The sequence below is a fragment of the Sandaracinaceae bacterium genome (assembly GCA_016706685.1).
Taxonomy (GTDB): Bacteria; Myxococcota_A; Polyangia; order Polyangiales; family Houyiibacteriaceae; genus JADJJE01.
The window spans coordinates 1-22,802 of sequence record JADJJE010000010.1 but is presented as its reverse complement, the minus strand read 5'-3'; the positions used below and the strand labels follow the sequence as shown (position 1 = coordinate 22,802).

Genomic DNA, 22,802 nt, shown 5'->3' with positions numbered 1-22,802 from the left:
CGCAGAGCGCCGCCGAGCCGAGCCTTCACCGCTGCGCTGCACAGGGGTGCGGTGGGTCTACCTGGCCTGCCGCTGCGGGAGCCGATGCACTCGACCGCTGCCTGCCCCGCGCGGATCCGAGGATGTGCCCCGCGGCGTCCATGTGACACGAAACGCACCCCACGCCTTCGCGCGCGTCGGCTTCCGCGGGCGCCACCAGGTTCGTGGCGAGCGGCGCGTGGCACGCCACGCAGTCCTCGGCCGGGTGAGGCTGGAACTCGGCTTGGAAGATGGGGTCGCGAAACGACTGGGCGTGCAGCGACTCCTGCCACTCGCGGGTGACCTCGGCGTGGCAGCCGGCACACCCGCGTGGGGTCACGAGGTTCGCCGCGGGCGCTGCCGGAGTGGCGACCTGCGAGCGCGCCCCGGCCCACGACAGGGAGCTGGCCACCACACCGGCCGTGACCATGCCGGCCGTCACGTACAGCGCGGCGGCGCGCGCTGGGCTACTCCACAAAGACGTCACGCGCCGTGTCGTAGCGGAACGTGGTGAGCCGTGGCGCACCGGAGCACTCGTAGCCGTCTTCGTCGTCTTCCGAGCGCGGCGTGAACCAGCCGTCGTCGGTGACCGGACAGTCGTACATCTCTTCGTAGGCGAACGACTCCACCACCACATCGGGGCGACGGTCGGCGTTGGTGTCCCGCATGCTCCAGCGCGCGGACACGCTGCTGGTGGCGCTCTCGTCGTCGGTCGGGCCCCAGGCCCCGAGCTCCGCATGGAGCTGCTCCCGCCCGGTGGCATCGAAGATCACAAGGTCCCGCAGGCGCCGCTCGTACTCGTTGCCCGAGCGAAAGCCGCGCTCCGGATGCGAGCCCACGATGTCTACCAAGAGCTCCGGCCGCTGGTCCGCGTCCACGTCGCGCAGGGCCACCTCGAGCACGCGGTGGGTGCGGCAACCGCGGCGCACGTCCGCGTCGAACACCACCGTGATGGCGCCTCCGGTGCCTGCGGCGCGGCCAGCGGGCGTGGCCGCCACGGTGACGAACGCCGCCTTGGCGGTGGTGCAGCGCGCGTCCTCCTGGAGCCGATCGCGGCACGCTTGGCGCCCTTCGGCGCGTGAGGGGGCGGCGGCCACGCAGGCATCGAAGAGGGAGTACTCGTACACGAAGAAGACCTGCTCGCCCCCGTCGGGCTGGGTGAGATGGGCCGCGCGCAAGACCGTGGGCATGGCCCCATGGGCCGTCCGAAGCTGGCTCACGATGCGCCGCCCCATCTTCGTGGGCACGCCCTCCATGAGGGCCTCGGGCGTGGGCGTGGGCGCTGCGCCGGGGCTCGGCGTGGCCGCCGGCTGGGCCACACCCCAGCCCACGGCCGAGAGCATACTCAACGTACCAGCGCAGAGAACGAGCGCGACGCGTGCCTGACGGGACAAGTGGACCTCCTACGACTCGGGATGCAGTCCAGCCCTGGATAGCACAATGGACGAACGAATTAAGGTGCCAATAAGGGAGCTCCACGCCACGCGCGGTCTAGCTTTCCGCCATGCAAGCGCACGACGCCGCGATCGCCGCCATGGCCGCCCCGCACCTCCGTCCGGGTGAGGCCGTCACCAGCACCGCCTACGTGGAGCGCCAGGTCCCCGCGCTGGTGCGGACGTTGCGCTTCATCCGCTTTGCGTACCTCGAAGACTTTCAGGTGGCCGTGACCAACGAACGCCTGCTGCTGTTCACGCGCGGTGGCCGGCTCTTTGGTCGAAAGGCGGGCTCACCGGCCGCCATCGAGCATGCTGACCTGGTGAAGGCGGAGACGTTCCAGGCGTTCGCGCTCGGATCCATCGGGATGCGCCTGACACTCGCCAACGGGCTCGTGTACGAGTTCCTGGTGCCCAAGAAGCTCGCGGGGTACGAGGGCCAGGAGGCGTTCGTCGCGGGATACACCCCGTGGCTCACGCAGGGGATTGCGGCGCAGGGCTTCCCCGCGCGGGGGACCGACTTCCCGCGGCTCCCCGGGCTGGACATGCCAGCCATGCTGGCCCACTGGGCGCTCGCGGTGGCAGCCACTGGCTTCGCGCTCATGAACCTGACCGGTGTCCTGGCGTTCCTCACCAACGGCTACATCGTCAACGGGCTCTTTGCCTTGATGGTGTCAGCCCTGAGCGGGGCGCTGGGGGCCTTTGCCATCGACAGGATCCGGTCCCGGGCGGCGCGCCTGCGCGGCGAGACGCCTGTGCCGCTGCTCACGCTGGCCAAGACACATCGCACGAAGCTCGTGGTGGCCGGCGCCGTGCTCACGGCGCTGGTGGTCGTGGGCAGCATCGTCTCGCTCGTGTCCGAGCACATGACCGAGCAGGAGGAAGCCGACCGTCAGGCCGAGAACGACGCCAACATGGCCAGCGCGGTCGCCGCCGTGGCGCAACAGCAAGCCGAAGCAGCGGTACAGCCGGCCATCGACCAGTGGCCGCCCACGATCCCCCCGTTGACCGATCCGCCCCTCGCGGCGGCCCCCAGCGCCCTTGCCGTGAGCGCTCGCTTCGTGGGCTATGGCTTCGTGCCCAGGGAGCAGCGACCGCAGGACCCGCTGGTGGACTGGTCGTTCGTCGCGACGGGCCAGCGCGGACAGACGGTGACGGTCACGGTGGAGAGCACCGGGCCCGGCATCAACGTCTCGCGCGTCCAGGGCAGCGTGGTGGCGTTGGCCGTGCGCGGCCCTGGGACCGCGGTGAGGGAGCGCATCCTCGCGCAGCTGCAGGGCCAGCTGCTCCCGCAGGGAGAGGCGCTGGGCGGGGCGCTGCGCGCCGCTGGAATCCAGAACGTGACGGTCGCTGGCGCCTCCGCGCAAGGCACGGACGCCAGCGGCAACGAGTTCCGTCTCGTCGCGCGGGCCCTGGCGCGGACCGACAGCTCGAGGCGCGGGATCTATTGCGTCACCGGTCCCACGGCGAGCGTGTGCGCCGCGACCGAGATCACGGAGTCCAACTACACCCTCACCGGCACCACCACGTTCGACGACATACGTCGTGACTGGTCCACGTGGGCCGCCCGCGCCGCCGCCGCCGTGACGCTGTGACGCCGGTGCCCTCAGGGCACCAGCTCGAGGGTGGTCACGCTGCGCGCGGGGAGCATGACCGTCAGCGCGTTGGTCAGGGAGAGCGTCACGGTTCCATCGGCGGCCGGGGACGGGGACGCCGCGGTGAGTCGGAAGACGCGCGCCGAGCTGAACTGCCGCGTGTGGGCGATGCGGATGCCGGCCGAGAGCGCCTGGCTGCTGCGGTTGATGGCCACCACCACCATGCGGCCCGAGGTGGCCGCGTCCACGCTGGCATACACGGACACGCGCGCGACGTCGGACGTGGTCGCCGAGATGGAGGTGTCACCGAAGCGCGAGCCCGCACCGTCGAAGTCGCGGAACATCTCGAACGCGCCGTCCACGAAGGCGCGCTCGGCGGAGAGCTGCCACCACATGGCCGCGAACACGCCCTCGCGTCCGAAGATGCCCAGCACGTCGGCCTGCGCCACGCCGCCCGAGATGTGCCCGGCCGCGCCGTAGTTGTACTCGGTGATGGCGATGCCCGTGCCAGGGTAGTGCGCGTCGATCTTGTCCTGTAGCCGCGGGATCAAGCGGATGGCGCCGTCGCTGCAGCAGCCCGTGATCCAGCTGGTCTCCGTGTAGCTCGCGTCCCACAGCGATCGTGGGGCCTGCATGCGCGCGGTCGCGATGGCATCGCCCGTCTCGTCGCCGGTGATGCGCACGCCCCCGCCCTGCGCCTCGGGGTACCAGTGCACGTCCAGCACATCCACCAGGCGGCGCCCTGCGGTGTCTTCGGCGTCGCTCATCGCGTCCAGGTAGAAGTCGATGAAGTCGCGCCCCATGGCGTCGGACGCGGCCTGCAGGTTCATGAAGCCGGCGTAGCCGTAGTTCACGGGGCCGAAGACCACGGCAGCTGGCACCACGCTGGTGATGGCCGTGGCGTGCTCCACGTTGCGCGTGACCAGCTCGGCGTAGGTGACCGCGGTGGGGTGGATCTCGGAGTGCGTGCTGGACCAGAGGTCGGGCTCGTTATCGAGCGAGAAGAACACCGTGCCGCTGGGCATGAGCGTGCGCCGCACCCAGTCCACGAACTCGTCGGTGTAGACGGTGCCGTCGCTCAGGCTGGGCGCGCCCCCGAGCGTGCCCCCAGTGGCCTCTGTTGGCAGGAAGCGTGTGCCACGCCCGCTGCCGTCGCTGGGCGTGGGCCCCGTGGTGTCGGCCGACACCCAGCCCGCGATGGGCACGGTGAGCAGCGCGCCGAGGTCCGCGTCGTGCAGGTCGCCCACGGGCCCAGCGACAGCGCCTCCGGGAGCCGAGCCGCCGCCGAGGTAGGTGTCGTTCTGGTACAGGTAGTCGGAGCCCGCGTTGGACGCGTTGGTCTCCCAGTTGTAGGCCGTCCAGCGGTTGCCCCCGATGCGGCCCATGGAGACGCCGTGCGTGTCGCCATCGTCCACCTGGTTGGACCCGTAGATCCATGGGCTGATCGCGTGGCGGTCGCTGGCCGACGCGATCTCGAAGCGCACGTCGGCCGCGCCGGGGTCATCGGGGGTGATGGGCTCTTCGGGGCCCAGGTCCACGATGGCCGAATCGATGGCTTGGTCCATGCCTTGGCCACCGTCCGCATTCGGACCCGCATCGTCCGGCGTTCCGTCGCCGCCTCCACCGCAGCCAATCACGAAGCACAGCGCATGCACAGCGAGCGCGGGCACAACCAGGAACGCGGCGCGGGTCATCCATGATCCCTACCCCGGCAACGGGCGGCACCGCAAGCGTTGGGCGCCGAACCCAGTTGCCGCAGCTCAGCGCGTCTTGGCCGTCAGACGCTCGAACACACCAGGCTGAGCACGGCCGCTCGCGAGCGCCCGGTCGAGCTCGTGAAGCAGCGCATGCTCCTTGGCGTCATCGCTGGATACGGAAGGAGGTGCTCCACCTGATCCGTCCCGCTTGCTCTCGTCATCGCCACCGGTCTCTTTGGTCATGTGGCTTGGATACCCGCTTCCATCGTTCGCGGACAGCCCTCGCGTCACGCGAGCGGCTGGATCAGCTCCGTGCGGTACTCCGCCGGGTCCTGCGTGCTCTCGGGGCCCACCAGGTAGCGCTCGTACAGGTCGCTGCGGCCCGTGTGGCCCTCGCGCTCGAGCCAGGCCTTGAACTCGGGCCAGGCTTCGCCGAGCCCTTCATACGGGCCGCTGTAGATCACGCGCGCCACGCGCGTGGCCGGCCACTCGCTAGCGAACACGCGCCCCACCGGCGTGATGGGCTGGTCGATGGGCACGCACGCGTCGAACTCGAAGAGCGTGGGCTCGATGCGGTGGTGGTGCGTGAACCACGGCCCCGTGGGTGTGCGCTGCTGCGCCATGATGGCGCCGTAGACCTCGCTGATGGCGGGGCCCATGACGTGCTGGATCTGGTCGCGCGCCACGGTGACGTGCACGCACGCGGTGATCAGCGGGGTGGTCTCGAGGATGACGGGCGTGTCGAGCATGGCGGTGTCCCTTCTTGCTTCAGAGCGTCTTGGCCAGCGCGACCAGCTGGTCGGCGCAGATGCCCCAGCCCGTGTGGAAGCCCATCTGCGGCGTGCTGCTCGGCGGCCTCCTTGGTCCAGTGGCGGGCGCGTGCGATGTAGCGCGTCTTGCCGTCCTCCGGCGTGAACGTCAGCACGATCACCATGAACGCGGCGGCGGTGGGCATCCAGCCCGCGCGGAACGCGTCGGTGATCACCAGCTTCTCGTTGGGCACCACCTCGAGGTAGATGCCCTCGTTCGGCATGTCCTCGCCCTCGGGGCTGCGCATGGTGATGCGGTTGGCGCCGCCGGCGCGCACGTCCAGCTCGGCGTGCGGGGTGGTCCATGGCAGCGGCGCGAACCACTGCGTGAGCAGGGCGGGCTCGGTCCAGCAGCGGTAGAGCTTCTCGGCGGGCACGTCGACGAGGCGGGTGAGCACGAGCTCGCGCTCGTCCATGGGAGTGATCTCGGTGGTCATGACGGTGTCTCTCGGTGATGTGGTGAGCGGGAAGGGTGGTGGCGGGAGCTCAGCCCGGGATGGCGGCTGGGTCCATCCACATGAACTCCCAGGTGTGTCCGTCCAGGTCTTCGACCGTGCGGTAGTACATGAAGCCCATGTCGGTGGTGGGGCGCGGCTCCTTGCCGCCGTGGGTCAGGGCGGCGCCGGCCACGCGGTCCACCTCTTCCTTGCTGTCGCAGGAGAGGCAGTTCAGCACCTCGATCTGCTTTTGGGGATCCAGGATGGCGCGCTCGGTGAACGACGTGAACTTCTCGTGGGTGAGCAGCATGGCGAAGATGTCTTCGGAGATGACCACGCATGCAGCGGTGTCGTCGCAGAAGTGCTCGTTGAACGTGAAGCCCAGCGCGGCATAGAACCCACGCGAAGCAGGCAGGTCTCTGACGGGCAGGTTGACGAAGATCTTGCGGGACATGACGGATTCTCCAGTTCTCGGGGCTCGGGGTCAGAGGGTCAGCGCAGGCGGTCGAGGTGCATGCGGATGTGCGCTGCCTCGGCGGCCGTGGTGGCGAGGGCGATGGCGCGGTCGAACGCCGCGCGGGCTTCCTGCGGGCGGCCCAGCTGCAAGAGCAGACCGCCGCGCAGGCCGTGGAAGTGGAAGTAGCCGGCCAGCCGCTCGCCCAGTGGCTCCAGCATGGCGAGGGCGGGCTCGGGGCCACGCACCTTGGACACGGCCACCGCGCGGTTGAGCGTGACCACGGGCGAAGGCGTCAGGCGCTCGAGCGTGCCGTACAAGAGGTCGATCTGCGCCCAGTCGGTGTCGGCCGGCGTGCTGGCGCGCGCGTGCAGCGCGGCGATGGCGGCCTGAACCTGGTAAGCACCGGGCGCGCGGTGGCGCATGGCCTTGTCGATGAGCGCGAGGCCCTCGTGGATGAGGCGTGCATCCCAGCGCGAGCGGTCCTGGTCGTCCAGCAGGATGGGCTCGCCCGCGGCGCTGAAGCGCGCCTTCGCCCGAGAGTGCTGCAGCAGCATGAGCGCCAAGAGCCCCATGAGCTCGGGCTCGGCCGGGAACATGCGCAGCAAGAGGCGCATGAGCCGGATGGCCTCGTCCGCCAGGGGCGCGCGCTCGGGCTCGGCGGCCGCGCTGTAGCCCTCGTTGAACACCAGCTGCAGCATGGCGGCCACGGCCCCCAGGCGCTCGGCGCGCTCGGCCGGCGTGGGGTTGCCGAAGGGCACGCCCGCGGCGGCCACCTTGCCCTTGGCCCGCGTGATGCGCTGCTCCATGGCGGCCTCGGTCACCACGAAGGCGCGCGCGATCTGCGGCACGCTCAGCCCCGACACGATGCGCAGCGCGAGCGCGATCTGCTGCGTGGACGGCAGCTCCGGGTGACAGCAGATGAACAGCAGCCGCAGCACGTCGTCGCGGTAGTGGCTGTCGTCCAGGCGCTCCACCAGCTCGGCTTCGGTGTCTGTGGGCAGGCCGTGCACGCGCTCGGGCGGGGCCTCGCAGAGCGGCGTCTGCTTGGCGCTGCGGCGCACGCTGTCGAGCGCGGCGTTGCGGCCCACCATGATGAGCCAGCTGGCCGGGTCACGCGGGGGGGCCGTTCTCGGGCCACACCTTGAGCGCCCGCAGGCACGCCTCCTGGTAGGCCTCTTCCGCGAGGTCGAGGTTGCGGAAGTAGCGCAGCAGCGCCGCCACGGCGCGCGGGCGCGCGGCACCGAGGGCGCCCTGCATGTACCCGAGGTCGCTCACGTCAGGCTCCGGAGCCTTGCGTGCCCGTGATGGGCGCGCCCGGCAGGTAGAGCCCCACTGGGCGTAGCTCGTAGGCGCCGCCCGGGTTGGCCTCGGTCAGCTCGCGCGCGAACTGCAGCCCCTCTTCCAGAGACTCGACGTCCACGATGTAGAACCCCAGCAGCTGCTCCTTGGTCTCGGCATACGGCCCGTCCAGCACCAGGCCATCGGCCTTGCGCAGCGTGGTGGCCGCCGTGGTCGGCAGCAGGCGGATGGCCGGCTTCAGCTTCCCGGCCCGCTCCCAGCGCTCGTGCACCACCCCGAGGCGCGCCATCACGGCGTCGTCCTCCTCCTTGGTCCAGGCACAGACGACGTCTTCGGAATTGTAGCAAAGCAGGGCGTAAAGCATCGGTCAGGGGCTCCCTTCGTCCGGGGGGTGTAGCGAGGACGAACGAGGCTAGCCGCTGCCGACATGGGCGGTGGTTTTTTTCGAGGTCCCCGCAGTGAGTGACCCCAGCGCGACGTCGTGCCGAGGTGAATTCAAAGAAAGTAGCGGCCCGCCAGCGACTCTCGCTGGGGGCCGCTGATATGTCTAATCGTGGCCGGCATCCTCCTCAGGAAGCTCGTTCACGAAGGCCCAGTGGGGTCAATCTGGATCGGCTCCGACACGCCACGTGAGGTGCACCACGCAGCGTCGGCCGTCCTTGAGCTCGAAGGCGACGTCGTCGCGGTCGAGCCGGCGCGCGAACGCTCGGACTGGCAGCATCGTCAGGACGTGCCCAGTCGGAAGCTCGCGCAGCAGCTCCCGCTCGAGGGTTTCGGCTTCACGGCCGCTGATGCGGCTCCATCCAGACATGCCCCATTCCTACATCAAGGACCCCTGGTTGGTCATCTGTCTCTGCCCGGTACAACCCGGTTCCGAGCGGCTTCGATCGCGCGGTGCAGACGTTCCTCGAGCACTTTGCGAGGAGGCAGCTCGGTCACGTACTCAGCGACGTGGATGCCCCGTGCGTCGAGATCCAGATACTCGACTGTTTCGCGCTTCTTGCCTGCGCAAAGGATGATTCCGAGCGGGGGCTGCTCGGAAGGCTGGCGCTCGTGGCGATCGAGCCAGCTCAGGTACAGCTGCATCTGACCGGAGTCTGCGGGTTTGAAGTCACCGATCTTGAGCTCGACGGCTACGAGGCGCCGCATCCGTCGATGAAAGAACAAGAGGTCGAGGTAGTAGTCGTCGCCATCGAGCGTGATGCGCTTCTGCCTAGCAACGAACGCGAAGCCCGTGCCGAAGCTCGAGGAGGAAATGCTCCATCTCTCGGAGGATCGCGGTCTCGAGGGTCCTTCTCGCTGTACGCGTCGGCAAGTTCGAGGAAGTCGAGCACGTACGGATCGCGGAATACGAGCGCGGGGGAGAGCTCGCTCTTGTCCTGAAGGGCGGCCAGCTCCTTGCGGACGAGCGCGTCCGGCTTCTTCGACAGAGCGGTGCGTTCGAAGAGCATGCCGTCGATGCGCTCGGTGAGGGCGCGTGTGGACCACCCCTCGACCCGGCACATCTCGGCGTAGAAGGTGCGCTTCAGCTCATCGTCGATGTAGCTGAGCTGCTTGAAATGCGTCCACGACGATTGTCTCCGCAGTGCGGAGACAATCTCCGCGTCCGGGAAAGCCTGCGCGAAACGGATCATGTGTCGCAGGCTCTTCTCGCCGAAGCCGCGCCCGTAGTCCGCCTCCAATTGTCTCCCCACTGCGGAGACAATCACCTCCCCGTACGCCGCGCGGCGTTCGTCGAGCACCTCAGTGCGTACACGCCGACCGATCTGCCAGTAGAGTCCTGTCAGGGTCGCGTTCGTCGTGACCGCAACCTGTCGACGCGCCACGTCGATCATGGCTCCGACGTTACGCACGAGCGTCGCGACGGTGGCCTCGTCCTCGGGGAGCGCTGCGGGAGTAGCCTTCTCGATGGCGTCCCCCCGTGATCGCCGGGGCGGGGAGACCCCGTCCGCCTTGGTCCTCGGCTTCTGGGACGTGGGAGGGAGACGCTGAGCGTGCTTGCGCGGAGTCATGCCTGCCCGTTGTCGGCGGCTCTCCGCGATTCTCGCGCGCTAGAGCCCCAGCACCACCGGCGACCCCCCCGTGTCGTTCGTGGGCGTGGCGATGACCGTCACGCGCGCGGACCGCGACAGCTGCGTGAAGCTCTCCAGCATCTCGTGCTGCACGTAGAGCGGAGTGAGCGTCTCGTTGACGATGCGCTGAGCCGCGGCGCGGCCACGTGCGTTGGTGACCACGATCTGCGCCTCTTGCTCGGCGATCTGGCGCTCGCGGGCCATGCGCTCGAGGTCCTGCTCGGCGGCCAGCTTGCGCTGGATCTCGGCGTTGATCTCGTCGGGGTAGGCGATGTTGCCGATGGAGATGGACTCGAACTCGATGGGCGAGTCGGCGTACTCCTCGCGCAGGCGCTGCAGGATGGCCACGCTGATCTCCTGCGTCTTGGTCTGGATGTCGTAGGCCTCGTACTCGTGCACGATGTCGCGCACCGCGCTCCGGTAGGGCTGACGGACCGCGCGCTCGTACCACTCGGGCCAGGTGGTGTTGGGCACCGTCTCGCCCGAGCCCATCTCCTCGATGAGTGTGCGCACGGCCGCGCCGCGCACGGCGATGCGCGCGTGGCACTCGAAGCCCACCGTCAGGTTGTCGCGGCTCAGGATGTGGAACTCCTCGGTGTAGTTCTTGGCGCTCACGTCCACGTTGATGACGTAGAGTTGCCAGGCCACGCCGGTGGAGGTGGGGCCCACCTGGGTGCCCACGTAGCGCGCCTCCCCGAACACGAGTGGCTGGTGGTAGATGTAGCCCACGTGCCCCTCGGAGGTGGACTCGTTGGAGCAGCCGCCCAGCAGCCCCGAGAGGGCCGCGAGCACGCCGAGCGCGAAGCTGATGGAGGAGGACTTCATCGGGCTTCTCCTTGGTAGATGCGGGGCACGCCGGCACGGTCGCTGCGGGTGGGCATGACGATCACCACACGGGCGCGCGCCACACCGTCTTCGTCTTCGGTCTCGTCGGCCAGCGCTCGGTACAGGTCGGCCGCCTCGTGCTGCACGAAGAGCGGCGTGAGCGTCTCCTGCTCGATCTGCTGGGCCTCGGCCTCGCCGCGCGCGCGCACCTCGCGGATGGCGGCGTTGGACTCCGCGATCTGGCGCTCCACCTCGCGGCGCTGGCGGCGCTGCTCAGCGGCCAGGTTGGCCACCACGCGCTCGGTCACCGAGGACGGGTACTCGATGTTGCCGATGGACAGCGACATGAACTCGAAGGGCTTGTCGGCGTACTCCTCGCGCAAGCGGGCGAGGATGGCCTCTCCGATGGCCACGCTCGCGTCCTTGATGGCGAACGCGGCGTGCGTGCGCACCGACTCGCGCGTGGCGGTCACATACGGACGGCGCACGTTGGTGGCGAACCAGTCCGCACCGCTATAGCGCTCGATGACCTCGCGGGCGGTGCCTGGCCGCAGGCGGATGCGGGCGTGCACCTCGAACGTGACCTCCAGGTTGTCGAGGCTGAAGATCTGCATCTGCTCGGTGTAGGTGGCCACGCGCATGTCCAGGTTGATGACCTGCTGCGCCCAACGCCAGCCCGTGGAGGTGGGCCCGCGCTGCACCTCGATGAACTCGCGCTGCCCGATCACCAGCGGCTGGTGGAACACGTAGCCCTCGGAGCCCGCGGGCGTGTACGGGTTGCTGCCGCCGATGACGTGCGCGATGACCGTGGCGATCAGGGAGAAGAACACCACGCCGAACACCAGCGGGGCGCGAGAGGAGTCAGCAGACATGGGCCACCGTACCAGCTACCCTCGCGCGCATGTCGAAGAAGAAGATCGCTCTCGGGGTGCTGGGTGTCCTGGCCCTCGCCATTGCCGGCTTCTGCGCGTACGTGGCCACGCGGCCCACGAGCTACACCGTGGTGCGCAGTCAGGTGGTGAGTGGGACACCCGAGGTGGTGGCGCCCTACCTCACGGACCTGCGCCAGTGGATCCTCTGGAACCCGTGGGACGAGCTCGAGCCCACGTCGATCAAAGAGTACTCGGACCCGGCTTCGGGCGTGGGCGCCTGGTACACGTGGGCCGGCGAGGACGTGGGCTCGGGCCGCATGGAGATCACGGCGATCACCCCCACGCGCGTGGACTATGCGCTGCACTTCACGGCGCCCATGGACGACCACGCGGTGGTCTACATGGAGCTCGCGCCGCAGGGCGCAGACACGCGTGACCTGGACCATCGAGGGCGAGCTCAGCTTCATGGGCCGCGCGATGGACGCCATCGTGGGCATGGACAGCATGCTGGGGGCCGACTTCGAGCGCGGCCTCGCCAAGCTGGAGCGGCTGCTCAGCTCGGCGCACTAGCAGGCTCATGGCCCGCCCGCCCATCCATGTGCGCTCCCTGTGCGAGCTGCGGCTGACCCCCGCGCAGGTGGGCGAAGCCGTGCTGACGCTCGAGAACTGGCCCGACTTCCGCGGCTACGGGCCCCTGCCCGGCATCCGAGAGGCGCGCTTCCGGCGGCGCACGGATGGCGTGGTGGGGACGCAAATCGCCGTGACCAACCGCGACGGGTCCAGCCACGTGGAGGAGATCACGGCGTGGCTCGACACGGGCGACATCGTGATGCGCATGAGCGAGTTCACGGCGCCCCTCAGCCGCTTCGCCACGCACTTCATCGAGCGCTGGGTCTTCGAGCCCACGCCCACCGGCTGTCGGGTCGTGCGCAGCTTCGAGCTGCACCCGCGCACGTGGTGGGGGGGGCTGCTGCTCCGGCTGATCGCGCCACTCATGCGCCGCGCGGTGGACCGCCACCTGCGCGACATGAACGCTGGGCCATAGGCCGCACGGCAGGGGCTGCCGCCGCGTCACGAGAATTCGCGCGAGCCAAGCAAACGCGCCGCGCGAGCGTCGACAACCGGCGCCATGAACCCCTACCGTGAGCCTCCGGCGCATCTCGAGTCCGACCACGTCGTCTTCCTGCCCGCGCATACCAAGGGCGCCACGATCTTCGCTATCTGCTCGGCCACGTCCTCGTGCTGCCGCTCGCCCTCGCGGTCCCCCAGCTCGTTCGCGCGCTGGTCCACGGCGGGGGCGACTGGACCCTGCTGGGCTGGGTCCCGGTGTTGCTTCTCCTGCCGGTCGTCCTGACCAGGGTCCGGCTGCGCGGGAGCATCCTGATCGGCGCTCGGTCGATTCGTCGCGTGGGGTTCCTGCGCGAGCGCGTCACCCCGTGGGAGCAGCTCTCCGAGGTCCTGGAAGCCCCGCGCCCTGGTTCGCCCAGCACAGGGGCTCAGGCTGCGCTCGAGGAGCTAGAGCGGGCGCAGCTGTTCGTCCGAGACCGGTCGGGGATGCTCGGCTGGGCGCTCGACGTCGCGCGCGAGGGCCGCTTCGCCGAGATCGCTCAGCGTGTGCACGCGGAGGGCCGCGCGCCGCGACGCTGGCGTTGGTACGTCCCCGAGGCGGCTGCCGTGCTCGCCATGGTCCTCCTCGCCAGCATCGAGCCTGTGCTGGACATCCAGCAGGATGCGGCCTGGGCGCAGCGTCGCGCCGAGGTCGACGCGTGCATGGCGTCCATCTCGGGCACGGACCCCACACACGAAGCGCTCCGCGTGCTGTGTCTGCAGCCGCGCGACACCCCGTAGTCTGGCGGTGGCCGTGGCGATCCCACCGTCGTGAGTCAGGGGGGGGGCTTTGTGCCAGGTGCGTGGCACCCGGCGGAAGCCGGGGCAGGACCAGGCTCGGCACCCACCACGGGAAGCCCGAGATCGACAACCCGTAGGCCCCGCTGCAATATCCCCGCCGAAAGGCGCTCGCCACCTGGGCCCACCCTTCAGGGGGACCTTGCAGCGAGATCAATCGCTCCCCTGGCGCCAACCCGCCGAGATCTCTGACGCGATGTACTACCCGGGCAGCCCGTAGGACGAGCGCACCAGCTGCAGATACGTGCTCCATGCCTCCGCGTAGGCCTCGTCGCTCAGCCCCAGCTCCGCCTGGACGGTGCGCTTGATGAGCTCCACCTGCGCGCTGCCTCCGTCGGGCAGCACGATGCCGAGGCGCGTGCGGCGCAGCAGGAGGTCCTCGAGGCGCACCACGGCTTCGTGCCGCGCGGCCCAGCGCAGGTCCGCCACCAGCGTGTCGGTCCCGCCGATGGGAACGAGCTCGCTCGCGGGCATCTCGGCCACGAAGCGCGCCGCGAGGGGGCCGTAGCGCCCCACCAGACGGTCCAGCACGGGCTGCGGCAGGGTGCTCGCGGGCAGGCGCTCCACTCGCCGGAACGTGGGCGCCCGGTCGTCGCGCGCGTCGAGGCCCGGCACGTGCGGCGCCGCCTTGGCCAGCGCGTCGAGCGCGATGGAGCGGAAGGTGGTGAGCTTCCCGCCCGTCACGGTGATGAGCCCGCGGTCGTCCCACACCACGTGGTCACGGCGCTCCTTCGACGGGCTGATGCCCTTGCCCGAGGCCACCACGGGGCGCACGCCGGCCCACGTGGAGACCACGTCCTCGCGCCCGAGCCCGGCCTGCGGGAACTCGCGCTGCAAACCGCCGAGCAGGTAGGCGAGCTCCTCCTCGGTGATGCGTGGCTCGTCGCTCAGCGGGGCGCGGTGGTCCAGGTCGGTGGTGCCCACCACGGTGGCGCCACCCCACGGGTAGACGAACACGGGGCGCTTGTCCTTGCGGTGCAGGAAGCCCACCACCTCGCGGAGCGGCAGGCGCTCGCGCGCGAACACCAGGTGGCTGCCGCGCAGGGGGCGCACCTTGGTCTCACTCACCAGCTGGCCGCGCAGGCCGTCGGCCCAGGCACCGGTGGCGTTGATCACCACGCGGGCAGGCACCTCGAAGCTGGCGCCGCTGACCACGTCCTCGATGCGCGCCCCGGCCACGCGCGGGCCTTCGTGCAGCAGCCCCGTGACGCGCATGTAGTTGATGGCCAGCGCCCCGTCGGCGCGGGCCTCGTCCAGCACGCGCAGCACCAGGCGCGCGTCGTCCACGAGGGAGTCCGTGAAGTACGTCGCCCCCGCAGCCCTTCCGAGTTGAGGCCGGGGACGCGCTCCAGGTACTCCTGCCGCGGCACGAAGTGATGGTCGCGGATGCCCGCCATGCGGTCGTACAGCTCGAGCGCCAGCCCGAGCGCGATGCGCCCGGGGACTGCCCCCGCGATGGGTCCAGAAGTAGCCCGCCTCGCGTCACCAGCGTGGGCGCCTCGCGCAGCAGCCGCTCGCGCTCGCGCAGGGCGTCCCGTGAGCTTGAAGTCACCCTGCGCCAGGTAGCGCAGGCCACCGTGCACCATCTTCGACGACCGGCTGACGTGCCCCACGCGAAGTCGCGCTGCTCCACCAGCAGCACCGCCAGGCCCCTCCTCGAACCACGACGCGCACGAAGAGATCGCTACGTTTTCGTGTCTCTTGGCGAATGGGGTGAAGGCAGCGTCGCGTCGGAGCGGGTCGCGTTCTACTGAGCTGCGTCCGACGACCCAGTCGTACGAGGTGATACTCGGCGACGCCGCAGAGTCGGCGTAAAAAACCGCTGACATCGTCGGGACCAAGCTTGCCCGCGAGCAGGCGCTACCAAGCACCCATGGAAGTGACGGCCTCGAGGTGCGTTGGACGAGGCGTTCTTCAACAGGATCGCCCTCTCGTGGGTTCCCTTCATCGCGCAGTGCGGCGACTCCTCCGTGCCTCCGGAGAAGAGTTTTCAGGCCCCAGACGTCATCTTCTCGCTCGGCGCAGACGAGAAATCGCGTGGGGGCAATCTGAGAAACTTCTCGCGGTTCTCGACGGCGAGCGGTTCCGTTCGCCGCCTCCCGCTCCGTACCGGTCGAGGGCTACGGGCGTGGTGCATCGGCCTCCGGGTGGAGGTCCTCCGAAGGTCGACTTTCACGACCAGCTCGTGGCCACGTGGGACGACCCTGTTCAATACCCGACCTCCAGTTCGCGGGCGCGTCGCGAACGACGCAGGTGACCTTGCTCTTCCGGTGTCGCTGGAGATGAGAGGTCCCTCCTTCACGTTCCCGATGCTGATGTTCTCGACGGTCAAGGGTTCGCCCGTTGGCGCCTTGACCACGTTGTTCTCCAGAACGTGGGCGCAGAGCGGAGTTCGAGCAGTGGGCCCCAGCCCGGGGTTCCTCTGACGCGACGATCCCGTGGCGGACAGACGCTACGGCTCCACGGCCAGGTACGGGCGCGCCTGCTTGATCACGATGGGGTCACACGGACGTCACCTCGATCCTCGATGTCGGCGCGCAGGTCCGTGAAGTCCGGATACACGTTCGTGGCGAAGTGGTCGTGCACGGTGAAGAGCAGCGAGGCCAGCGTGGTGGTCTCGGCGGGCTCCAGAGCGCGGCCGCGCCGGGCGACAGCGACGACGGCACCACCACCTGTAACGCGCTCGTGGCGCTGTTGCCGCTGCGCCGGAAGGTGAGCGTCTCGGGCACGGCACCCGGGTCGATGGGCCGCACGATGCCCACCTCGCCCAGCTGCGAGACCACGGTAGACCGCCGCCCGCGTCGGGCGTGAGGTTGGCGGATGGCCACCGACTCCCTGGCGCTCGAGCACGAAGGTGGCTGCACGGCGATGCCCATGCGCCACGTCGGTGTGCGGGATGCTTGCAGTACTTCGCGCTCGTCGTGGGCGCGCAGGTTCCAGTGAGGCTGCGCCAGACCTTCACGAGGGCCCGGCGAGCGCTTCTCCTCCACCAGGTCGCCTTCGGCGGTCCGCGATGATGGCGGCCAGCCACCAGCAAGCCGCGGGCGGTCTGCCCAGCGCGGCGCTGCACCAGCTCGGCCTCGATCCACTCGCGGTGCGCGGTGCTTCAGGGCAGACCGATCGCCCGTGTTGTCGCTGTCGAGGTCGTCGCCCAGGCAGCCCGTTCGAGTCGTACAGCCCCGCGCCGCTGAACTCGTCCAGGTCCTCGGCGTTGGTGCTGGAGCGGAAGCGGATGAACTGCGTCTCGACCCCGTTGCCGTAGACCTCGCGCAGGCGCGCCCCCAGCGCCGTGGGGCAGTTGGCTGCAGCGCGCCGTCGCGGATGGCGTCGCGCAGATTGTCGAGGGCGTTAGTCGCGGTAGCCCCGGTCGGTGTCCACCTGCGGGTCGGCCAAGAGCGCGCGGTGATGTCCGCGTCGAGATGTTGTTGTGCTCGATGAAGTCGCGGTAGGCGCTGAACGGGATGCCGAAGCCTTCCACACGATTCGCCGCCGGCAGGATGGCGTGCAGCTTCTCGGCCCGCAGATCTTCGCGGCCTCTCTCGCGCCGTGGGCGATATGTCCTCGTGTGGGTGAGCGGGTCCATGCCCCGGAAGCGCGGTCACCGAGGGTCGCGTTCTCGCAGACGGGGCCCACCATGGGGCTGTGCAGCGTCCCAGTAGGCCTGCGCCTCGCCAGCAAGCCGACTCGAGGGTCAGCTTCGGTCTCGGTGGCCACCACGTGCACCAGCTGGTCTCGAGCGCTCTGCACGCGGCCGTCCGTGTACGCGCTGGTGAGCATGACGTTAAACAGCCTCGCGCTGCGCAGGCGCAGGTTGGAGTGGCTCAGCGAGCCTCTGCGGCAGCGTGGGAGATCGCGCCCGCCAGCGTGGTCAGGTCGGTGGCGCGGCCTCGAGCACCAGCACGTCGTGCGCGAGCCGTAGTCCGGCACCGCCGTGCCGGCTGGCACCACGTGCAGGTAGCCGCCAGCTCTCCCCACGCTGTAGGCTCCTCGTACCTGCGCTCCACCAGGTCGGCCGGGAAGCGCACGGCCACGCTGGCGGCGTTGTTCTCGCCCACCAGCGGGCGGATGTGGTACTGTTCTCCTGCTCGAGGATGCTGGGCACGAACACCAGCGAGCTGGCCGTGAGCGGTGGCGCAGGCCTTGAGGCGGCGGCTGCCCACCGAGGATCCGCGCGACGGTCAGGTTCTCGTCGGGCTCTCACGCTCTTGATACGCGTAGTAGATGTAGATGCCCGGCGCGCCGCTGAGCGGGTGCGTGATGCGGTCGCGCCGCTCGATGGCCCCACCCCACGCGCGCCGCGGGTGGCGTTGCGCAGCACGAAGTTCACGTAGGTGCCTGAAGCTGAGGTCGCTGAACGCAAAGACGGTCCGCAGGAACTGGGCGTGGAAACGGAAAGCGCCGCGAGTTCTGGAACAGGCAGTCGGCGTCCGGCACCAGTGGCTCGCGCCCGTCCACGATGGTCAGGTAATTTCCACCACCCCGTCGGCCGCGAGGCTGTCGTACTGGGCGCGCGTGTCGATCCGCTCCGGAGAAAGCCGGGGCCCCCGATGGCGCCGTCCATGGGCGCGGGGCCACCGTCGGGTTTGGGCTGCCGTTCGAGTCGCCGCAGCCGCCGAGCCACAGCCCCAGCAGCAACGCAGGGGCGAGGAGCGCGGGAGCGACGAGCGCGGCAATGTCGAGGGGCAGGGTGTTTCGTGGGTCACGGAACATGTTTCTCGCGGCAAGCAGTGGTTGAGATCCAAGGGGGTCGCGTCACAGGCCGTGGCGTGCAGGGTCATGGGGGCGGCTTCGTTGACCTGCAAAGTGTCCACCCACACCGCCGGCTCAGCCGCCACGTCGAAGCGCATGGTCACGAGGTACGTCGCGCGGCCCTCGGTCGTGGCCGTAAACAACTCCAGTTGTGGTGCCCGAAGTCGTACGCCAGCGCGTCCTGGTCGGTGATGCACTCCACCACGCCATCACGCTCGATGCCGAAGCGCACCATGTCGTAGGCATAGGTCTCGCCGACGGACGGACGGTCCCCGGCTGACGGGCCAGGCGCACCGCGGACGCTGCCATCGTCGTTCTCGAAGCTTCCAGGTACCACCCACGGGGCGTCGCCGGTGGAAGGGGATGCCCGCGAAGCACGAGTCCAGCGTCAGCTTCGCCAGCGTCGCCGTTTCCGGCGTCTCCGGTGCTGTGCGCTTCGCTGCGTGCCCGCGTGTGCCAGCAGCAGCAGACCGAGCAGCGCGCCGCAGCGTCATTCTTCTCTGCTCCCAGGTGTGCGCCACTGTCCAGCTCTCACGCAGGCGCTCGAAGGCGCAGTCCACCGCATACGCGGTGTCCGGCGTGTAGTCGTCCCAGGGCTTCTCGAGGCCCTCCACTTCGATGCCGCACACGCCGTCGATGGGCGCGTCGAACAGCACGGCGAACTGCCGCCGAAGTGGTGATGCGACGGGTTGTAGACCAACATGAAATATCGCGCTGGTCGAAGGTCACACCCCTCGAACTTTCGCCGGGGCGCGCACGAAGGCGGCCGGCTCGGTGCTGGCGGGGCTCTGCCTCGATGCGCAAGTCGGTGGCACCCGGCGCTGCCCTCGAAAGGTGACGTGGTGCTGGTGGAGGGTGGAGTCATGGGTGCAGGAGTCGAAGTAGAGAGCGCCACCCTGCGTGCAGTCGCCGCTCGCGCACAGCCTCGAAGAAGAACGTGAAGCCGCTGCCACCGAACGGATCGACCGGGCTGCCGTCCAGCACGGGCCTGGGAACACACCGCCACCTGCACCGGCGAGAAGTTCTGAGGCGCTACCGGTGAGCGCCTGCTGGAAGTGCAGCTGGTGGTGTGTCTCCTCGTAGACGTCACGAGGTGTGCGTGAGCTGTTCCCGCCGCGCCGGTGGACGTGGGCCCCGGGTCACTCGCGAGGGCCACGCACAGCGGCAGGCGAAAGGCGTAGGTGTGTCGCCTGCGCCCGGGAGGCGGTAGAATTGCCGGGCACCACGCGCAGCTGGCGCTTCGCAGCCAGCTCCTCTTGCAGCGTCCGCCCCCGCCCACGCGCGGGTGCAGTAGATGAGCGCTCTGTTCGTGGCCGTGACCGTCATGGGCCAAGACGACTCGCCCACGAAGCTGCTGGCCGGCGGGCAGTGCTCCCAGCGCTGCTCGTGCGGGCCGGCGTCCGGCAGGCCCTGGCCTTGGTCACCCGTGCCCGGCAGCGCTTTCCGCACCCGCCCAGCCATGCGAAGAGGAGCAGCTGGGCGGGCACGGAGGGGGAGGAGTGGGACCGATAAGCATAAGCCCTTCCAGGGTTACGCGAGATCACCGCGGGGCGTGCCCACTCCTTGCCGATGCGCCTCCCACCCGATTCCGTATTCGCGCCGTCCAAGGATGGTGTTGCGGGTCACCGTCCGGCGGTGTGCAGCCGGCCCCAGCCCCACGTCGCGCGTCTCGGCGATGGTCTCCACGCGGGGGCCCTCTTAAAAAAAAAAAAAAAAAAAAAGCTGCCCAACCTTCAACACAAAAAAAAACCCGCCTTCTGCAAAAACGCCTCTGATCGATGTTGCTCCACGCGCAGGTTCACGTGGTGGCGCACGTCGTCCTGAAGTCGAAGCGCAGGGTGGCGGGCAGCCCTGCCGAGCCGCCACCCGGGCTGGGCGCGAAGGTCAGGGGTGGCCCGCAGCATCGTCTCGGAAGCGTGCGCAATTCCTTCGAGCACCTCGCGCGATCCGCGCCGCAGCGGCACGGGCGCGAGGCGGGCCTCGGTGTGGGCTCCCGGAAGCGCCACCTCGGCCGACCCGCAGCCGGCGGGGTCCACCTCGGGCGCCAGCGCCGCGGGGCAGGCGTGAGGTCGGGGGCTTGCTCTGGGAGGTTCATGGAGACGCCGCTCGAAAGCACCACGGCGCGCACCACTCCTCCACCACGCAGGCTTTCGCCGGCGCGGTTCAGCAGCGGAACACCTGCGGCGAGCGGGCATCCACGGTGGCCTGCGGGTGGACCACGAAGAACACGCGCGGGTCGCCGGTTCTCACCTGCGACTCGAGGCCAGTGGCTTCCACAGCACCCGCAGTGGCTGTGGCTCCACGAAGCGCCTGCCGTTGGTGGAGTGCACGCGGTAGGCGCGCTGCGCATCCCCGCCCAGCGCTCACCGGTGGGCGTCACGGTGGCGGCAGCCAGCAGCGGCTCGGGCGTGGTGCAGCCCAGCCCCGCAGCCAGCCTCGCGGGCACGCGCACCCCCACCCACGCACCCCCCAGGCCGCCACCGGGCCTACCAGGCGAAACGGCCGCGTGGTCGTGATCGGCGCGGCTCCACGCGCGGATGCCGTAGCGCGCGCACGCTGTCGAGCGGTCTCGAAGTAGCGCTCCCAGTACACCGGCAGCAGCGGCTCGGCGGCGCGGCTCCCGGCGGTGTAGGCCCGTTGTTTGCGGGGGCGCAGCGCGCCGAAGCGCGCCTCCAGCAGCATGTGCTTCAGCGACCCGAAGCGCCATCAGCGCCACCGAGCTGGGCATGCCCGTCTGGGCGAGCTGGAAGGCGCGTGCAGCAGGATTTCGTCGTGCCCTCCGCGATGGTGAAGCCCGTGAGCATGTGCCAGAGGTCGTGGCACTGCCGAATGCGCGCAACTGTGTACGCGCGCTCCGGGTCGCTCGTGTAGAGCGTGGGCACGCCATAGAGCTTGCGTCGAGCCTGGGTCTGCGTTCGAAGCACAGCGCGCCAGCGCACCGCCCAGCGTCTCGGGCGGCAGGGCACGCAGCGCGTCCATGTCCACGTTCACGAAGTCGGGCGCTCGCGCATCGTAGCCTGGGGCTATCGCCCGTCTGCATCACCCTCGCTGGTCTGCAGATACACCAGCTGCGCCTGGGCGGTGAGCCTCCCGGGCGGTGATGATGTCTTCGGTGCGGTTCGAGTCCCGGGTAGCACGCGCACCACACACTCGGCCACGGTGCGGTACTGGTCGAGGGTGAGCGTGGTGGGGAGGTGGATCGAGGTTTGTGTCACACGTTGGTTATACAGGGCCTGGTGAGCCAACCGCTAGCGTGCGGTGGCCCACGCACCCGTGGCCCAGCCATCGCTAGCATCGCGGAACGCGCCCAGGTAGCGGGCCTCGGCGTCGAAGAACGCATCGCGCGGCGGCGTGACGGCGCCACCGATCAGCGCCTCGCGCGGGCGCACGGCGGCCAAGCCGCTGCGACACGCGACCACCCCCACCTCGAGCGATGTGGCTGGGGCCTCCGAGGCCGTGTAGTCCGCTTGGCGCTGTCCGAAGAACGCCGTGCCGAGCAGCCGCGCCTCCACGCTCTCACCCAGATCCTCGCGGCCCACGTGGAAGCCCGTGACCAGGTTGCGTCTAGTGTCAGCCGGTGGCGCCGCAGTGCATCCCGCGCGTCACGCGCTCCCCGTGACCACCTGCTCCCGCAGAGGGTCGTGCGCTGAAGAGCGGGTCGGCGCGCTCCGCGGCTCGTACAGCGACCCGTTGTGATCGTTGTTCCCTCGAAGGCGCTGCTGGTCCCGCCGGAGCCGAGCGGGGTCGTCCATGACCACCACGAACTGATGCGCCCGGTGTAGCCGAAGTCCCAGTCCACGCCGTCGTCTCCGGGCGACTTCGCACACCAGGTAGCGTGCGTCGACGGCGCCTCCGAAGAACTCGAAGCAGTCGTCCACCGTGTTGCGCACCTACACGTGCTCGATGACCGTGCCGCGCCCCACCCCGCCACAGCGTCAGCCCGTTCAGCTCGTTGTTGGGCGATGGCGATGCCGGGGTACCGATGCGCACGAAGCGCAGCACGCCGCTGCTAAACCGTCGGGTCGTCGCCGCCGCATTTCCGCCATCGCGCAGCAGGCCTGACGCGACCGCGCACGCTCTGCCCCTCGGCGCCGCGCAGGTTGGTGGGCGCGCGCCCCATGAGTTCACGCCGCCCCAGTCCCCGGCGCGCGCCGCTCTCGGACGGCTCCCCGCTCGCTGGTGAACACGATGGGCAGGTCGCGCGCTGCGTCCGCGATCGGCGCGCCCCGGGCATGATCACGGAGCGTGCCCTTGGTCTCGTGGTCCCCCACCAACGTGGCGTCCCGGCGATGGTCATGGCGCCCGGGCGCAAACACCACGTTGAAGCGCAGCCGGTAGCGACGGTCGCACGGCAGCGACGCGTCGTCGTCGATGTCGCCCGTTAGCTCCACGATGGGGCATCGGCGCCGCCGCAGCCCCGGTGTCGCCCCGCCGCGCAGCGGGCCGAACGTGTGGCGCCGGGCCCAGAGCCATCGACCACTCCAGTGGCTGCCCCGCTGGCTGCCGCGGCCCTGCGATGCGCGTGGACGGGAGCGGACTCTGTCGAGTGGGAGCGAGCGCAATTCACCGAACCAGCCCAGCGCCCCCGTCACCGCCAGGGCCCGCCACGAGCCCGGCCGCCAGGCGCGCCCTGC

The 22,802-nt window shown here is 69.8% G+C and carries 20 protein-coding genes and 4 pseudogenes; 5 read left to right on the top strand and 19 right to left on the bottom strand.

Going from position 1 to position 22,802, the window contains the following annotated elements:
* Positions 1 to 25: 25 nt before the first annotated feature.
* On the bottom strand, positions 26 to 505 hold the full coding sequence (locus IPI43_13445) for a hypothetical protein (protein MBK7775111.1): 480 nt from the start codon (positions 503 to 505) through the stop codon (positions 26 to 28).
* Positions 486 to 1,367, bottom strand: a complete 882-nt coding sequence (locus IPI43_13440; GenBank protein ID MBK7775110.1) for a hypothetical protein — start codon at positions 1,365 to 1,367, stop codon at positions 486 to 488. Before IPI43_13440 ends, IPI43_13445 begins: the two co-directional genes overlap by 20 nt.
* A gap of 155 nt (positions 1,368 to 1,522) precedes the next feature.
* Here IPI43_13440 and IPI43_13435 point away from each other — a divergent pair, with 155 nt between their 5' ends.
* Positions 1,523 to 3,046: a hypothetical protein gene (locus IPI43_13435; GenBank protein MBK7775109.1), complete on the top strand. Its 1,524-nt coding sequence runs from the start codon at positions 1,523 to 1,525 to the stop codon at positions 3,044 to 3,046.
* An 11-nt stretch (positions 3,047 to 3,057) separates the two neighbouring features.
* On the opposite strand, the gene IPI43_13430 is transcribed toward IPI43_13435, so the two are convergent.
* The 11 genes and pseudogenes from IPI43_13430 to IPI43_13380 form a co-directional block, all read right to left on the bottom strand.
* Positions 3,058 to 4,740, bottom strand: a complete 1,683-nt coding sequence (locus IPI43_13430; GenBank protein ID MBK7775108.1) for an endoglucanase A — start codon at positions 4,738 to 4,740, stop codon at positions 3,058 to 3,060.
* A 66-nt stretch (positions 4,741 to 4,806) separates the two neighbouring features.
* Positions 4,807 to 4,986, bottom strand: a complete 180-nt coding sequence (locus IPI43_13425) for a hypothetical protein (GenBank protein ID MBK7775107.1) — start codon at positions 4,984 to 4,986, stop codon at positions 4,807 to 4,809.
* A gap of 44 nt (positions 4,987 to 5,030) precedes the next feature.
* The gene (locus IPI43_13420) at positions 5,031 to 5,492 is read right to left on the bottom strand and encodes a GyrI-like domain-containing protein (protein MBK7775106.1); all 462 of its coding nucleotides are present in this window, start codon (positions 5,490 to 5,492) and stop codon (positions 5,031 to 5,033) included.
* A gap of 19 nt (positions 5,493 to 5,511) precedes the next feature.
* Positions 5,512 to 5,989: pseudogene (locus IPI43_13415) on the bottom strand (SRPBCC family protein).
* A 49-nt stretch (positions 5,990 to 6,038) separates the two neighbouring features.
* A complete protein-coding gene (locus IPI43_13410; protein ID MBK7775105.1) occupies positions 6,039 to 6,443 on the bottom strand; it encodes a hypothetical protein in 405 nt (134 codons plus the stop codon).
* A 38-nt stretch (positions 6,444 to 6,481) separates the two neighbouring features.
* A pseudogene (locus IPI43_13405) lies at positions 6,482 to 7,721 on the bottom strand (RNA polymerase sigma factor).
* 1 nt (position 7,722) lies between these two features.
* Complete coding sequence (locus IPI43_13400) at positions 7,723 to 8,109, bottom strand: YciI family protein (GenBank protein MBK7775104.1); 387 nt, start codon at positions 8,107 to 8,109, stop codon at positions 7,723 to 7,725.
* A gap of 237 nt (positions 8,110 to 8,346) precedes the next feature.
* Complete coding sequence (locus IPI43_13395) at positions 8,347 to 8,556, bottom strand: hypothetical protein (GenBank protein ID MBK7775103.1); 210 nt, start codon at positions 8,554 to 8,556, stop codon at positions 8,347 to 8,349.
* Positions 8,557 to 8,588: 32 nt separating this feature from the next.
* A pseudogene (locus IPI43_13390) lies at positions 8,589 to 9,757 on the bottom strand (DUF1016 family protein).
* 39 nt (positions 9,758 to 9,796) lie between these two features.
* Positions 9,797 to 10,642 (bottom strand): hypothetical protein, encoded by an 846-nt coding sequence (locus tag IPI43_13385; GenBank protein ID MBK7775102.1) that lies wholly within the window; start codon positions 10,640 to 10,642, stop codon positions 9,797 to 9,799.
* A complete protein-coding gene (locus tag IPI43_13380; protein ID MBK7775101.1) occupies positions 10,639 to 11,514 on the bottom strand; it encodes a hypothetical protein in 876 nt (291 codons plus the stop codon). Before IPI43_13380 ends, IPI43_13385 begins: the two co-directional genes overlap by 4 nt.
* A 29-nt stretch (positions 11,515 to 11,543) precedes the next feature.
* Here IPI43_13380 and IPI43_13375 point away from each other — a divergent pair, with 29 nt between their 5' ends.
* The 3 genes from IPI43_13375 to IPI43_13365 all read left to right on the top strand — a co-directional run bounded on the left by IPI43_13375 (position 11,544) and on the right by IPI43_13365 (position 13,362).
* Positions 11,544 to 12,140, top strand: a complete 597-nt coding sequence (locus tag IPI43_13375) for an SRPBCC family protein (GenBank protein MBK7775100.1) — start codon at positions 11,544 to 11,546, stop codon at positions 12,138 to 12,140.
* Complete coding sequence (locus IPI43_13370; GenBank protein ID MBK7775099.1) at positions 12,092 to 12,559, top strand: SRPBCC family protein; 468 nt, start codon at positions 12,092 to 12,094, stop codon at positions 12,557 to 12,559. The genes IPI43_13375 and IPI43_13370 overlap by 49 nt, the downstream gene beginning before the upstream one ends.
* Positions 12,560 to 12,753: 194 nt before the next feature.
* Positions 12,754 to 13,362, top strand: a complete 609-nt coding sequence (locus IPI43_13365; GenBank protein ID MBK7775098.1) for a hypothetical protein — start codon at positions 12,754 to 12,756, stop codon at positions 13,360 to 13,362.
* A gap of 258 nt (positions 13,363 to 13,620) precedes the next feature.
* Here the strand turns inward: IPI43_13365 and IPI43_13360 are convergent.
* A pseudogene (locus IPI43_13360) lies at positions 13,621 to 14,847 on the bottom strand (FAD-dependent oxidoreductase).
* Positions 14,848 to 15,999: 1,152 nt separating this feature from the next.
* Between IPI43_13360 and IPI43_13355 the strand changes: the two are divergent.
* Positions 16,000 to 16,230 (top strand): hypothetical protein, encoded by a 231-nt coding sequence (locus IPI43_13355; protein MBK7775097.1) that lies wholly within the window; start codon positions 16,000 to 16,002, stop codon positions 16,228 to 16,230.
* Positions 16,231 to 18,268: 2,038 nt separating this feature from the next.
* On the opposite strand, the gene IPI43_13350 is transcribed toward IPI43_13355, so the two are convergent.
* The 5 genes from IPI43_13350 to IPI43_13330 form a co-directional block, all read right to left on the bottom strand.
* A complete protein-coding gene (locus IPI43_13350) occupies positions 18,269 to 18,505 on the bottom strand; it encodes a hypothetical protein (protein ID MBK7775096.1) in 237 nt (78 codons plus the stop codon).
* A 2,350-nt stretch (positions 18,506 to 20,855) separates the two neighbouring features.
* Entirely contained in the window at positions 20,856 to 21,050 is a 195-nt protein-coding gene (locus IPI43_13345; protein ID MBK7775095.1) for a hypothetical protein, read from the bottom strand.
* A gap of 141 nt (positions 21,051 to 21,191) precedes the next feature.
* Positions 21,192 to 21,383 carry a hypothetical protein gene (locus IPI43_13340; GenBank protein ID MBK7775094.1) on the bottom strand — a complete coding sequence of 64 codons (192 nt, stop codon included), beginning with the start codon at positions 21,381 to 21,383 and terminating at the stop codon, positions 21,192 to 21,194.
* Positions 21,384 to 21,416: 33 nt separating this feature from the next.
* Complete coding sequence (locus IPI43_13335; protein MBK7775093.1) at positions 21,417 to 21,707, bottom strand: hypothetical protein; 291 nt, start codon at positions 21,705 to 21,707, stop codon at positions 21,417 to 21,419.
* Positions 21,708 to 22,292: 585 nt separating this feature from the next.
* Positions 22,293 to 22,559, bottom strand: coding sequence for a hypothetical protein (locus IPI43_13330; protein MBK7775092.1), 267 nt, complete (start codon positions 22,557 to 22,559; stop codon positions 22,293 to 22,295).
* Between the last annotated feature and the right edge of the window lie 243 nt (positions 22,560 to 22,802).

Bases quoted from the DNA above. Each gene is read 5' to 3' on its own strand.
- IPI43_13425 (MBK7775107.1), bottom strand. From the start codon at position 4,986: ATGACCAAAGAGACCGGTGGCGATGACGAGAGCAAGCGGGACGGATCA.
- IPI43_13385 (MBK7775102.1), bottom strand. From the start codon at position 10,642: ATGAAGTCCTCCTCCATCAGCTTCGCGCTCGGCGTGCTCGCGGCCCTC.
- IPI43_13430 (MBK7775108.1), bottom strand. From the start codon at position 4,740: ATGACCCGCGCCGCGTTCCTGGTTGTGCCCGCGCTCGCTGTGCATGCG.
- IPI43_13400 (MBK7775104.1), bottom strand. From the start codon at position 8,109: ATGCTTTACGCCCTGCTTTGCTACAATTCCGAAGACGTCGTCTGTGCC.
- IPI43_13380 (MBK7775101.1), bottom strand. From the start codon at position 11,514: ATGTCTGCTGACTCCTCTCGCGCCCCGCTGGTGTTCGGCGTGGTGTTC.
- IPI43_13420 (MBK7775106.1), bottom strand. From the start codon at position 5,492: ATGCTCGACACGCCCGTCATCCTCGAGACCACCCCGCTGATCACCGCG.
- IPI43_13410 (MBK7775105.1), bottom strand. From the start codon at position 6,443: ATGTCCCGCAAGATCTTCGTCAACCTGCCCGTCAGAGACCTGCCTGCT.
- IPI43_13395 (MBK7775103.1), bottom strand. From the start codon at position 8,556: ATGTCTGGATGGAGCCGCATCAGCGGCCGTGAAGCCGAAACCCTCGAG.
- IPI43_13370 (MBK7775099.1), top strand. From the start codon at position 12,092: ATGGCCCGCCCGCCCATCCATGTGCGCTCCCTGTGCGAGCTGCGGCTG.
- IPI43_13375 (MBK7775100.1), top strand. From the start codon at position 11,544: ATGTCGAAGAAGAAGATCGCTCTCGGGGTGCTGGGTGTCCTGGCCCTC.
- IPI43_13435 (MBK7775109.1), top strand. From the start codon at position 1,523: ATGCAAGCGCACGACGCCGCGATCGCCGCCATGGCCGCCCCGCACCTC.